13 protein-coding genes and 1 pseudogene are annotated in these 12857 nt (G+C 37.2%); 12 read left to right on the plus strand and 2 right to left on the minus strand.

Annotated elements, in window-relative coordinates:
• Together PY093_RS04385 and PY093_RS04390 are read right to left on the minus strand one after the other, a co-directional pair.
• The coding region (locus tag PY093_RS04385) for a transposase family protein (protein ID WP_481769270.1) at positions 1-423 on the minus strand (423 nt) is incomplete at its 3' end.
• 24 nt (positions 424-447) lie between these two features.
• Positions 448-603: a helix-turn-helix domain-containing protein gene (locus PY093_RS04390; RefSeq protein WP_275644662.1), complete on the minus strand. Its 156-nt coding sequence runs from the start codon at positions 601-603 to the stop codon at positions 448-450.
• A gap of 95 nt (positions 604-698) precedes the next feature.
• Here PY093_RS04390 and PY093_RS04395 point away from each other — a divergent pair.
• From PY093_RS04395 to PY093_RS04450, 12 genes and pseudogenes are all read left to right on the plus strand, one after another.
• Positions 699-899: pseudogene (locus PY093_RS04395) on the plus strand (glycerol kinase); the annotation flags it as partial.
• Positions 900-1203: 304 nt separating this feature from the next.
• Positions 1204-2883: a glycerol-3-phosphate dehydrogenase/oxidase gene (locus PY093_RS04400; RefSeq protein ID WP_275644663.1), complete on the plus strand. Its 1680-nt coding sequence runs from the start codon at positions 1204-1206 to the stop codon at positions 2881-2883.
• A 507-nt stretch (positions 2884-3390) separates the two neighbouring features.
• Positions 3391-3582 (plus strand): hypothetical protein, encoded by a 192-nt coding sequence (locus PY093_RS04405; protein ID WP_275644664.1) that lies wholly within the window; start codon positions 3391-3393, stop codon positions 3580-3582.
• A 1026-nt stretch (positions 3583-4608) separates the two neighbouring features.
• Entirely contained in the window at positions 4609-6099 is a 1491-nt protein-coding gene (locus PY093_RS04410; protein ID WP_275644665.1) for a sensor histidine kinase, read from the plus strand.
• Positions 6096-6884: a response regulator gene (locus PY093_RS04415; protein ID WP_275644666.1), complete on the plus strand. Its 789-nt coding sequence runs from the start codon at positions 6096-6098 to the stop codon at positions 6882-6884. Before PY093_RS04410 ends, PY093_RS04415 begins: the two co-directional genes overlap by 4 nt.
• A gap of 26 nt (positions 6885-6910) precedes the next feature.
• Positions 6911-7639, plus strand: a complete 729-nt coding sequence (locus PY093_RS04420; RefSeq protein WP_275644667.1) for a helix-turn-helix transcriptional regulator — start codon at positions 6911-6913, stop codon at positions 7637-7639.
• A 98-nt stretch (positions 7640-7737) separates the two neighbouring features.
• Complete coding sequence (locus PY093_RS04425; RefSeq protein WP_275644668.1) at positions 7738-8817, plus strand: TRAP transporter substrate-binding protein; 1080 nt, start codon at positions 7738-7740, stop codon at positions 8815-8817.
• Positions 8818-8914: 97 nt separating this feature from the next.
• Entirely contained in the window at positions 8915-9373 is a 459-nt protein-coding gene (locus PY093_RS04430) for a TRAP transporter small permease (RefSeq protein ID WP_275644669.1), read from the plus strand.
• Positions 9370-10665, plus strand: coding sequence for a TRAP transporter large permease (locus PY093_RS04435; protein ID WP_275644670.1), 1296 nt, complete (start codon positions 9370-9372; stop codon positions 10663-10665). Before PY093_RS04430 ends, PY093_RS04435 begins: the two co-directional genes overlap by 4 nt.
• Before the next feature lie 13 nt (positions 10666-10678).
• Positions 10679-11101, plus strand: a complete 423-nt coding sequence (locus PY093_RS04440; RefSeq protein WP_275644671.1) for a hypothetical protein — start codon at positions 10679-10681, stop codon at positions 11099-11101.
• 5 nt (positions 11102-11106) lie between these two features.
• Entirely contained in the window at positions 11107-12066 is a 960-nt protein-coding gene (locus PY093_RS04445; RefSeq protein ID WP_275644672.1) for an MBL fold metallo-hydrolase, read from the plus strand.
• 20 nt (positions 12067-12086) lie between these two features.
• On the plus strand, positions 12087-12845 hold the full coding sequence (locus PY093_RS04450; protein WP_275644673.1) for an SDR family NAD(P)-dependent oxidoreductase: 759 nt from the start codon (positions 12087-12089) through the stop codon (positions 12843-12845).
• Positions 12846-12857 lie beyond the last annotated feature (12 nt).

Consider the following 12857-nt stretch of genomic DNA (forward strand, 5'->3'; position numbering starts at 1 on the left):
CCAATGACCAGTTTCTTCTCGTGAAAGTACAGAGGCGTCTCTTTCTTCTATACTTCGACCGAGATGTTTTGTATTTTTACCTTTTGGCTCAGAAGATTGTTTCTTTCGTGGCCGCATCCGCGTTTTCATTGGTAAATCAATATTACGGATAGATAGAACGCCTTGACCAATTAACGTATAAACCGTCTTCGTACAAGGTACATGTTCATCTGGATGGTCCTTTCGATACGTGTGGACAAAGGTATCAATACTATGTTCACGTGGCTGTTTCTTAGTAGAAATGATGGCCTTTGGTAATTCCTTAAAGAAACCCTCCGAGTATTTATGGAAGTCTTTTGCATGACATGATTGCCTGTTTTCATGATAAACACGTGCTCCGGCATCAGCCAGGTAGCGTTCGTAATATGTTCGATTAGATGCCATTTGACGTGTTCTACCACGTTTTAGTTATCGTGATATCGTTGATTGACTTACATCTAGCTCTTGTGCCATTTCAGCTTGCGTGTAGGTGCCTTGCCTTGCCATTTCCTCAAGTCGTCCTCTGTGAATATCTGTCAGGTGTTTAAAGCTTCTTTCGGTTGTGGTAAAATTAGTATTGTTCATGTAGATGCTCCTTACTTATTGGTTTGGTCACTTTTAAGTATATCGCATTTACATGATTTTTTATATTTTCTCTATGCATTTCATTTTACAACTAACGACCAGAAATTAGTGAAACAACCGCATTAGGTGCAGCCTACTTAGCAGGATTAGCAGTTGGATATTGGCAGGATCAACAAGAAATTGTCTCACACTGGAAAATGAATCGTCGCTACCATTCAACGATATCGGATCAGGAACGAAATGGTCTGTATGAAGGATGGAGAAAGGCAGTGAAGGCTGCAATGGCTTTTAATTAATGTTTCTTAAACTTTCTTATAACTTATACAACTATAGATAAGAGTCTAATGACTCATGTGACCTTTTTTTGAATTTCAATAAACTGTAAGAATTCGAACTTTGTTAAACTTATGAAAAGTTAATAGTTTTGGTAGGAGTATTGGAGAGGCCATAGTATTTTGCAAAGCTTATTAGGAGCTTTGTGAAGTTGTTTGGTCTCTTATTGTGTTTGAATCTTGGTAGAAAGCTCAACAGTGAGATTCAACAGTCTCTGGTTGTTGCAAAGAGTTTTAAAATAGAGCCAAAAAGGGAGAGACGGATACAATGAAATTTTCAAGTATAAATCGTATAGATGAGCTAAGGAAGTTGGAAAGCGTGCCATTGGATTTATTAATTATAGGTGGAGGAATTACTGGCGCTGGGATTGCCTTAGATGCTGCGACACGCAGGTTAACGACAGGACTTGTTGAAATGCAGGACTTTGCTGCAGGTACTTCTAGCCGTTCTACAAAACTGGTTCATGGTGGGCTTCGTTACTTAAAGCAATTCGAGGTTAAAATGGTTGCAGACGTTGGAAAAGAAAGGGCAATCGTATATGAAAATGGTCCACATGTAACAACTCCAGAGTGGATGCTATTACCTATCCATAAAGGTGGCACATTTGGAAAATTCTCAACCTCTATCGGACTAAGAGTTTATGATTATTTAGCGGGTGTTAAACGAACAGAACGAAGAAAAATGCTGACTGGTAGAGAAACGTTAATAAAAGAGCCGCTTTTAAAAGAAGATGGTCTTCTAGGAGGTGGTTACTATGTTGAATACCGTACGGACGATGCGCGACTAACTATCGAGGTGCTTAAAGAAGCAGTAAATCAAGGAGCAACTGCAGTAAACTATGCAAAAGTAATCGGCTTTGTCTATGAAAATGGCAAGGTGATCGGTGTAAATGTAGTAGACCAGTTTACTAAAAAGAATTACACCATTTATGCGAAGAAAATTGTAAATGCTGCAGGACCATGGATTGATTCTCTTCGCGAACTTGATAAGTCAAAACGAAACAAATCATTAAGACTTACTAAGGGAATCCATCTAGTTTTTGATCAAAGTGATTTCCCATTAAATCAGGCTATCTATTTTGATACTCCTGATAGAAGAATGGTATTTGCGATTCCAAGAGACGGAAAAACGTATGTAGGTACGACAGATACAGTGTATGAGGCTGACATGGTCCATCCAAGAATGACGGCAGCCGATCTGGATTATGTCCTTAATGCTATTTGTCATATGTTCCCAAATTTAAGTATTGATAAATCCGATGTTGAATCAAGCTGGACCGGGCTCCGTCCTTTAATTCATGAAGAAGGCAGAGGACCATCTGAAATCTCTCGTAAAGACGAAGTGTGGGAATCTGAATCTGGCCTAATCACAATAGCAGGAGGAAAGCTAACAGGATATAGAAAAATGGCATATATAATCGTAGATCTTGTTACAAAAAAGCTTCAAGCTGGAGGAGAGGGCACATATTTACCTTGCCAAACAAAGAATTTGCCAATTTCAGGTGGAGATGTAGGAGGATCAACTAATTTCCCTATATTTATTCAAAAGAAGGTGAAAGAAGGTATTGCATATGGTTTAACTGAAGAAGAAGCTAATAAACTTGTTAGGCAATATGGTTCGAACATCGAAAAATTGTATCAAATCCTTAAAGAACTTAAGAGTGAAGAATTAAACAATTTGCCATTAGTGATCGCAGCTAGATTAGAATACTCAATTCGGGAAGAAATGACAACTAGGCCAACTGACTTCTTTATAAGAAGAACCGGCGCTCTCTTCTTCGATATTAAATGGGTCCAAAAATGGAAGAAATCTGTTATCACCTATATGTCAAAGAAGCTAAACTGGACAAAGGATGAAATTGAAGCATATTCAAGAGAACTCGATATGCATATTCATGATGCAGATGTTCCTTTAGATGATGAAAGATTAGAAAGAGAAATTATGTAAAACCACCATGACGGTCCGAGCGCCACGAAGGGCGCATCATATAGTGGGTGGGACTCCCACTAAGTAAGATTTAGCAAATCACTTATAGCGAGTCTTGGACATTACCGGGTAACTTGTAATGTTAAGCGTAGACAGCAAGCTAGTAGGCCGAAAGCGTAAAGTTGAAGGGATAGAGCCTCGAAATCCCAATTGGAAAGGTTGATACTTTGGATCGAGTAGAAAACAACACTGCGTTATTCTTTATGCGAGAATAAGGTAGCTTCCCCGGGGTCAGTGACCTTGGCATGCTAGACACCGTTATGATGCGTCAATGTGGCAGACCCTAAGTGCTCTTTACACAGAGGAAGTCGGGCTGACAAGCGATAATAAAGTTAGGAGGTCTAATGCCTTAGGGAGTCAGATTACTGCATAGTACCGTTGAACAGGGTAATGCCTGCGGAGGGAAGGCGGTAACACAACATCGACCTGAAAGGAGAAACATATACTACACTCGGAGGTAGAGTTTATATGGAAATGAAACTAATAAGGATAGCAGAGGTAGCTAAAGCTAGTCCAATAGAAAAGTTTACATCTCTCGCACATCTTATTAATGAAGATACACTCAGACAAAGTGGTTGTCAGCCAAATCTATTATCAGTTGGCTTATGTAAAAACAATACAGATACAAATTTATTATTCCGGCTTTTTCACTGCTTTTAAGAGAAAAGAGTTTATTTTCTGTGTGTTTTACGTGATACAGTTAAAAAGTTGGAATAATCCTAAAGTCATGATAAGTTCTGTGAGACCCCGGCTACTCGATTCATGTTTTCCTGAATATTTCCACTATGCTGGTTGTAACTACTTGATTTTACTACCCTATCCTTGTTTTTTACCAATGAACACCAATGTGTATACCCTGATAAAAAAGCCCTACAGAATAAGACTTTTCATAATGTTTTGGGACTTTATAAAACATTCAGTTATTTAGACTTGTTGTATTGAAGTAGTTATGTTGGGTATATCTAGGTCTATTGCTGGGACTACTATGGTATTCTCCGCGGGTTTAATTGGGAATAGGGATTAATCGTTCTCTAGATTGGGAGATAAGAAGATGTAGAATGTATGTTCTTTTTAATTCTGGTAATCTAATACTCTTAATGATAAAATAAATTCAACAATTACATAAGCAGGTGGGCGGTTAGCCACTTCCCGGTAGAAGGGAGGTGGAAGGATGACGACATATGAAGCAATGTCCGTAGCACTATATTCAAACTTAGTTTTGATAGGTGTTTTAACAATTGTACTTATGTTGCATCAAAACAAAAAGAAGTAACTTGCCCAGCCCTCACCAAGGTTAATGGGTAGTTACCTCTTTTTGATGCTACTTATTGATTCTGGTTAGCCGTTCACATTGCGGCATGTTGTTGTTACTGGTTAGGTGTTAGCACACCTAACCTTTTTTATTATAGCCTTATTATAAATAAATTAATCTATTATATCAACAGAAACACGAGAAACACGGGTAGAAACGTGGGGACGGTTCATGGGACATTCGGAAGTTTTGTTCAATATTAAATGTAAGAAGATGGAAATTTGAATATTAATGTCGAATATACAGGAGGGATAAGGGGACATAAATGTCTCTCTGTGCTCTTTTCTAAATTTTCAAATTAGTTAAACAAGTAGTATAATTTATAATAAGCACTTGCTTACATCATAAGACACAGTTTGTAAAGGGTGAAGGTATTGAGGAAGGTTAAGTCGATCAAGTTTAGGTTAATTTTTGTTTTTGTAACACTCTCTAGTGTTTTATTTACTGGTATTTGGGTGTCTATTTATACGAATAACAAAATGAGGGTTGAATATAACGAGTATGTAAAGAAAAATAGGGACCTGAACACCATTCCTATAAAAATTAATGAACTGGCTACAAGGTTTGACGTCATGACAAGACAAAAAGATATGGATACAATTCAGCGAATTAATACGCTAAATAGCGAGATTACTACCATTCTAGCTTCAATCCGTGCAGATATTGAGAACGATAAGAATAGTGTGATGAATTTTCGAATGCTATCAAATATGCATGCTTATCATCAGGTGAAGGTAAAAGAGATCATACAGGAACAGGAGTTTGATACCGAAAGCTATGTGGAAGTGATTTATATTAAAGGTTTATTCAGTTATATGAATCGACTATCACAGTCACTAATGATGTCTTATCTTGAATATAGTAGTGACGAATATGCCAACATGATGGCAGAAATGAAGAATAATCAGACTACTATTAATATAGTACTGATTGGCTTAGGTCTTTTTAGTATAGCCTTTGTTTCTATTCTCTTAAGAGATATTTTTAGAACGTTAAAGGAGCTGTCAATTACAGCAAAGCTTTTGGCAGATGGCAAGTGGCATATCCCTGATATTACTGCCCCCGACTATAGGGAGTTAAGCTATGTAGCGGGTGCATTTAATAAAATGAAAGAGTACATCATTATTTATATGAATCAATTAAAAAATAAGGCAGAAGTGGAGCGGCAATTACAGACTCAGAAGATGTTAACGATCGAGAAGGAAAAACTCTTAAAGGAATCCCAGCTACTAAATTTACAAATGCAAATGAATCCCCATTTTTTATTTAACACATTAAACATGATTGGTAGAACTGCAATGCTCGAGGAAAATGAAGCGACAGTAAAGTTGATCGAATCCATTTCTGTTATGCTACGGTTTAATTTAGAAAGTGAAGGGAAACTAGTTCCATTAAAAGAGGAATTAAAGGCTTTACAAGGCTATCTTTTTATTCAGGAAATGCGATTTCAAGATAGGCTTACCATTCAATTAAACACTTCAGATTCTTTAGATGGATACGTTATTCCTCCAATGAGTCTTCAGCCTGTTGTTGAAAATTGTTTAATTCATGGACTTTTTGACAGTAAGTCAGATGGAAAGATAGAGATTGATGTTCAAGTGAATAAGGATTCTGCTGAGATTTTCATAAGGGACAATGGCATAGGGATTCCTGAAGAGAAACTGAATCAACTATTTTTACCAACTAACGAAAAAAAGACAATTGAACAAAAGAAAACGAGCATAGGCCTAGCAAACGTTAAAAAGAGACTTGAACTCTCATTTGGTCAAGAAAGCTTATTACAAGTTAAGAGCACGCTAACGGAAGGGACAGAAGTTCAAATAAGGCTGCCCAAAGTAATACAAAGAAGTGAGGGGATCGCTTGATACGTATACTAATCGCTGAGGATGAGATGATTGAAAGAAAGTCGTTATGTTTTCTTCTTGGTAAATATTTCAAAGACAAAATTGAAATTGTCGGTGAAGTAATTAATGGCCGAGATGCAATCGATAAGACAATGTACTTAAGTCCTGATATTATATTAATGGATATCAATATGCCAGAAATGGATGGATTACAAGCATCAGAGCAAATAAAGAAGCTTATGCCGAGGTGTGAAATTATCATCATGACAGCCTATAGTTATTTTGACTATGCAAAAAAGGCAATAACTCTAGGCGTAACTGATTATTTAGTGAAACCTTATCCAAGTGAGCAGTTTTGTGAATCTATTGAGCGATTAATTGAAAAAGTAGATCAAAAGATTGCTGAAACAAATCAATTGAATATTTTAAAGAAAAAGACCGAAAGCCTTTCCTATTTTATCGAAAGAGAAATGATTATGGAACTCGTTCATTCTAGGGATAGGTCAACCCAACAATTAATCCATTATAAGAACGTGTTAGGCATACAGGATGAAGAATTCATATGTGTGGTTTACCGGACACTATCAAGTGATCCATTTACTGAAGATACCTTAGATAGAGTGATAGAAAGGTATAAAGCAATAACACCTAATGTCGTAGGATATTTTTTTTTAAGTGAAATTGTAATTTTATTATTCTCAAATAAGCCTACTAGAGTACTTGAAAATAGGGAAATTAATAAAATAGGCTCTCAGATACAGCAACAATTAGAAAAGAGTATAATCTACCGACAATACTTGGAATAAGTTCAATCGCAATAAATGTTAGAAATATGAACGATTCCTACAAGGAAGCGAAAAGGCACTTATATCAATCTCAGTCATTGAAAACGGAATATGAGCAAAAGCCTACTATCTATAAAAAGGAAAATATTCTTTGTGAAAAAATCATGAGTACAGAGGTAAATGGTGCTACCAGGATATTACACGAAATTTTATTTGAGATAAATAATAAAGCGAGTTTTGAACAATTCAAAAGCTATGCCCAGCAGCTATGTGTGCTAATCGAAAGAAGTGTCATTCAATTTTATGAGGGTTATTTTAAGCTGAAAGATATTGAGAATGTCATCAACGAAATTGATAGGATTGCTGATCTAAAAGAGCTACAGTTTTATTTAGAGGAAATTGTTTCAGATCTTATCCTATCCATTAAAGAGCAGAAGCAAGGACAGCATAATCGAATGATTGAGCAAGTAAAGGTTTATCTGAATGAGAATTATATGGATTATGGGATTTCATTAGATCAAACGGCAGATTATATTGGTGTAAGTTCGTTTTATTTAAGCCGTTCCTTTAAAAAGCAAGAGGGAATTTCTTTTAAGGAGTATTTAACTAAAATTAGAATGGATAAGGCTATTTATTATCTAGAACAGAAAAAGAAAAATATCCAGGAGGTTGCACTTGAAGTTGGATTTGTCGATCCCAATTATTTTAGTAAAGCATTTCGGAAATTTTATGGTGTTTCTCCTAGGGAATATACCCAGAAACTAAACCTTAACTAATTAAGTGCAAGAAAAGACAGAAATAACAAATTATTACCATAGTTATCAGAAAATTCTGATGTTACGATATAAATAGACTTAATTAAGGGGGGAAAGTAATGATAAGCAAAAATGTAAGGGGTTTCAAATTAATTCTTGCTTTGATGTTCGCGCTTATCTTTGTTCTTGCGGGTTGTGGGGGTCAGTCCACCACACAAGAAACTACGACAGATAATACACCTCAAGATACTTCAGAAAATAAGCCTGCAGAGGAAGAAAAGAAGGAGAAAATTGTTCTTAAGTTTGGGGAATTAAATCCTGATACACACATTGTTACGATGTCTATTCGAGAGTTTGGTAGAATCCTAGACGAGAAAACAGATGGACGTATCACGGTTGAGGTTTTCCCATCAGGACAATTAGGGGATCAACAAACAATGATTCAGTCCCTGCAAATGGGTGCTCTGGATTTATATAGAACAAACCCATCCTACTTAGCAGACCTTGGAATGGCTAAAATGAATGTTCTACACTTACCTTTCCTTTTTAGGGATACGGATCATGCATGGAATGTAATTGATTCAGATATCGGCCAAGAGTTTCTAGATGTTATCAATGATTCAGATCGTAAAATGATTGGTCTTGGGTATTTAGCAGAAAGTCCACGTAACTTCTTCTTCCGCGATAAGGTAGTTACAAAGGTGGAAGATATGAAAGGCCTGAAGATTCGTGTCCCGCCTAGCCAAATGTACTTAGATATTGTTGAGGCGTTCGGAGCTAGTCCGACACCAATTGCTTATTCAGAGTTATACAGTGCACTACAAACTGGTGTAGTAGATGGTGCTGAAAATCCAATCGTAGGTTATTACACAAATAATTTCCAAGAGGTTGCACCGAATTACACATTAAACGGTCATGAGTTTGCCCCAAGTGTTGTCATTGTTTCAGAGCTAACTTGGAATACACTAGATGCAGTAGATCAACAATTACTTAAAGATGCTATGAAGGAAACTGAAAAATATATGCGCCAGTTAGCAAAGGAAAAGGACGAGGAAGCACTTGTAGCATTGAAGGCAGCTGGAGTGACGATCTCTGAGCTAGAGGATCATGAAAAATGGGTTGAAATGGTTAAACCTTTATATGAAAAGTATGGTGCTGATTATTTAGATTTAATTGATAAAATTCAACAAACACAATAAGAGTATATAAATACGAATCAATTTAAGAAAGGGATTTTCCTGAAATATTAAGAGGAGAGTCCCTTTCCTTTAAAAGACATGAAAAGTGGGGGTACGTATGCTCGGTAGGGTATATAAAGGTTTTTTCTCAGTTATTTTTACAGTCTGTAAGCTTATGCTGGCCTTACAGGTGATAATTACTTCCTATATTGTATTTGGACGATATGTTTTAAATAGTACTCCTCCCTGGGGAGAACCTGCTGTACTAATGCTGATGGTTTGGTTTTCACTCTTAAGCAGTGCTTTAGCGTTGAAGGATAATGCGCATATTCGAATGAGCATTATAGATTTGGTCTTACCAAATAGAGGAATAAAAATATTCCACGGATTTTACTATGTTCTTATCCTTCTTTTTGCCCTGTTTATGGTAATAGCAGGTTATGAATTGGTTCAATTAACCTCTACAAGTATCATTCCTGGCTTAAAAATCTCCTCGGGATGGTTGTATGCATCTGTATTGGTATCAGGCATCTGTATTTTAATAGCGTTGCTGGGGAAAGTGAGGAAACTATCATGATAACAGATCCAATAGCGGTAACAATCCTTTTAGGCACTTTCTTGTTGTTAATTTTACTGGGATTTCACATTGTTTTTGCAATTGGAATTGCGACAATTGTAACCACTCTATACATTGACATTCCATTAATGACTGTGGCTCAAAACATGGTGAAAGGAATAAATGTATATGCACTAATGGCTGTCCCTTTTTTTATCATTGCAGGAGAAATCATGGGCTCCGGAGGGATATCCAATCGCTTAATTGAGTTTTCAAATTCTTTAGTTGGATGGGCTAGGGGTGGGTTAGCGCAAGTAAATATTGTGGCAAGTATGTTTTTTGGAGGAATCTCTGGTTCTTCAGCAGCAGACACCTCATCTATTGGATCAGTACTCATTCCAATGATGAAAAAGTCAGGTTATGATGCAGAGTTTTCAACCTCTGTAACAATGACAAGCTCGGTTCAGGGTGTGTTAATTCCACCTAGTCATAATATGGTGCTGTTTGCACTCGTAGCAGGTGGTGTATCAATCGGTGAGTTATTTCTAGCCGGCTTAGTTCCAGGTGTGCTTTTAGGAGTAGCCTTAATGATTTATGTATACGTTCTTGCTATTAAACGTAAGTATCCTGTTGGAGAAAAATTTAATCTAATGGTTGCTTTTAAAACCTTTTGGAGATCTATTCTCGGACTAGGAACGGTATTCATCGTTGTAGGTGGGGTTATCACAGGTGTGTTTACGGCTACTGAATCAGCAGCAATTGCAGTTGTTTATGCCTTAATTGTAACCTTCTTTGTCTATCGGGAAATTCCATTGCGGGAGTTAAATGGAATCATGGGTAGAAGTATTATGACGCTATCGATTGTCATGATTTTAGTTGGAACATCCAGCGCTTTTGGATGGCTGATTGCTTATTTAAAAATCCCAGCTTTCATTTCAAGTAGCATATTAGGCTTTTCTGATAGTAGATTTGTGGTCATGATCATTGTTCTGGTATTACTGCTAATCCTAGGAATGTTTATGGATATGGCTTCTTTGATTCTTATTATGACTCCTATTTTGTTGCCAATCGTAACCCAAGTAGGTGTTGATCCAGTTCATTTTGGAGTCATTATGATGCTGGCCTTAGGAGTTGGTTTAGTCACACCTCCGGTAGGATCAACTTTATTTATCGGAAGTGCGATTGGAAAGGTTAGCATTGAACGTTTGTCTGTATCCATGCTTCCTTTCTATGCGATTATGGTAATTACCTTATTGCTTATCACCTTTATCCCAGAGTTGGTATTGTTCGTACCGAATTTGCTAATGAAATAAAGGGTGTGAAACCATGAATTGTAAAATTAAAAATCTCTCTCCTAATAGCTTTGCAAAATTTGGCGGCGTAATAGAACCTGGGGAAGAAGCTGGATTTGAGGTGCTCTTACAGGAAAAGGAACAGGTAGGCTGGAGACTAGCTATCTCTAGAATTGACAACAAGGGGATTGGAAAGCTCGCAAGGCATCCTAATACGATCGAGTATTTTGCCCCTTTGAATGGAATCCCTTTGATGTGTGTTTCGGGAACGAAAGAGCCAAGTGATCTACAAGTTTTTTTATTAGATAAACCTATCTATATTCATAAAAATATTTGGCATGCAACAATGTCTCTCTCGGATTACGCAGTGTTATCAATCTGTGAAAATCTTTATGTTGAATCAGAAGAGTATGTCTTGAATACTCCCTTAGAAGTGGTTGTAAAGGAGGTAGGGTAAGAAAAATGGAGTTATTTCCAGGTATTCATCGTATTGAGGTACATTATCAAAATCGCTATTTATTTCAGCATATCTTAGTCGGTGACGATAATCTCCTGTTTGTTGATGCAGGGGTGGCTACAACACCGAGTGAGGATATAAAACCATATGTTGATGAGAAAAATTTAGTTAGAACACAAGGACTCTATTTACTAGTTACGCACAATGATGCAGACCATTGTGGTGGGATTTGTAACCTTAAACGATTTTTCCCTCAGTTAACGACTATGGCTCACCGTCTGGAAAGTGATGATATCGAAGATCCGAATAGGACGTTAAAAAATAGATATAACGAATTGGCACACTTAGGTGTTTCCTATAGTAAGGAAAGAAGTGCACAACTTTTAATAAATTTAGGGGACAAATGTCAAGTTGATCTGAGGATGGTTGGCTATGAGGAGTTTCATTTGTCCGCGGATTGGAAGGTTCAGTTCTACTACTCCCCAGGGCATACCAAGGGTCATATGCTAGTCTATGATCCGAAGCATCGTCTCGCCATTATAACGGATGCAATACTTGGTAAGGGTGTTAGTAATCGTGATGGAGAACTGATACTTTGCCCTACCTATCGTTTTACAGATTTGTATTTGGAAACGATTGATTTAATTGAACAATTAGATTTGGATTATTTATTAACGAGTCACTTTCCTCTTATTTCAGGGAAAGAGGAGATTGCTAGATTTATAGCAGAAAGCAAAGAATTTGTCGTTTCGGTTGAGGCGTATATTCTAGAAACACTTGAAAGAATAGGGCAGGTTTCGTTAAAGGATTTACTAAGTGAAGCTGGACAAAAGCTTGGCAGCTGGTCTGAGGAAAAGAACTTTGATTTATTTTATTGTCTCCAAGGTGGTTTAGAGGAACTAGAGCGTAAAAGGTTGATAAGACCTATAGAAACGAATTTTGGTGTTAATTGGATAAGGTGTTAACAAAAGGAGGTGGAGTAATAATGAGAACAGCAATCGTAACGGGTGGTGGCTCAGGCATCGGAAAAGCCGTCGCTATCGAGCTAGCAAATGAACAGTATCGAGTGGTCGTGGCCGACATTCATGAGGAAAATGCCGGTTGTGTAGCAAATGACATCAATCATAGTGGAGGAGAGGCATTGGCTTTGTATGTGGACCTTACCGATGAACATTCAATTATTCAGGTGGTTGAGAACACGATTAAATGGACTGGTTCGCTTGATGTATTAGTAAACAATGCTGGTGTTAATTTTAGATATAGTGTTGAAAACTGTCCTTCTGATGAATTTGATAGTTGTATAGCAATTAACCTAAAAGGTCATTACTTGTTTTCAAAGTATGCGATTCCCTTTTTAAAGAAGGCACGAGAGGCGAGTATCGTTAATATTGCCTCCACCCATGCATTTCGAACTCAGCCTCAATTCTTTCCTTATCATTCGGCAAAGGGCGGAATGATTAGCATGACAAAAGGAATGGCAATCGATCTAAGTCAGGATGGAATCAGGGTGAACGTGGTATGTCCTGGTTTTATTAAAACAGCGATTATGGATCCATCTTTTTATGAGGAGGAAAGCTCATTTATGAAAAAAGTCCTTCCTTATCATCCTTCTGGGCGAATCGGTCAGCCCGAGGATGTAGCGTATGCCGTTTCTTTTTTAGCCTCTGAAAAAGCATCCTTTATTAATGGTGAGGTATTAACAGTAGATGGTGGAAGAAACGCATTAACCTATACATTGGATTAACGAAGGGAGGAT

The sequence above is a fragment of the Cytobacillus sp. S13-E01 genome, from assembly GCF_029193815.1.
In the GTDB taxonomy this organism is placed as follows: Bacteria; Bacillota; Bacilli; order Bacillales; family Bacillaceae_L; genus Bacillus_BV.

What these genes read in the sequence shown, in the direction of transcription:
- PY093_RS04390 (WP_275644662.1), bottom strand. Translation starts at nt 603, where the DNA reads ATGAACAATACTAATTTTACCACAACCGAAAGAAGCTTTAAACACCTG.
- PY093_RS04400 (WP_275644663.1), top strand. Translation starts at nt 1,204, where the DNA reads ATGAAATTTTCAAGTATAAATCGTATAGATGAGCTAAGGAAGTTGGAA.
- PY093_RS04405 (WP_275644664.1), top strand. Translation starts at nt 3,391, where the DNA reads ATGGAAATGAAACTAATAAGGATAGCAGAGGTAGCTAAAGCTAGTCCA.
- PY093_RS04420 (WP_275644667.1), top strand. Translation starts at nt 6,911, where the DNA reads ATGAACGATTCCTACAAGGAAGCGAAAAGGCACTTATATCAATCTCAG.
- PY093_RS04425 (WP_275644668.1), top strand. Translation starts at nt 7,738, where the DNA reads ATGATAAGCAAAAATGTAAGGGGTTTCAAATTAATTCTTGCTTTGATG.
- PY093_RS04430 (WP_275644669.1), top strand. Translation starts at nt 8,915, where the DNA reads ATGCTCGGTAGGGTATATAAAGGTTTTTTCTCAGTTATTTTTACAGTC.
- PY093_RS04435 (WP_275644670.1), top strand. Translation starts at nt 9,370, where the DNA reads ATGATAACAGATCCAATAGCGGTAACAATCCTTTTAGGCACTTTCTTG.
- PY093_RS04440 (WP_275644671.1), top strand. Translation starts at nt 10,679, where the DNA reads ATGAATTGTAAAATTAAAAATCTCTCTCCTAATAGCTTTGCAAAATTT.
- PY093_RS04445 (WP_275644672.1), top strand. Translation starts at nt 11,107, where the DNA reads ATGGAGTTATTTCCAGGTATTCATCGTATTGAGGTACATTATCAAAAT.
- PY093_RS04450 (WP_275644673.1), top strand. Translation starts at nt 12,087, where the DNA reads ATGAGAACAGCAATCGTAACGGGTGGTGGCTCAGGCATCGGAAAAGCC.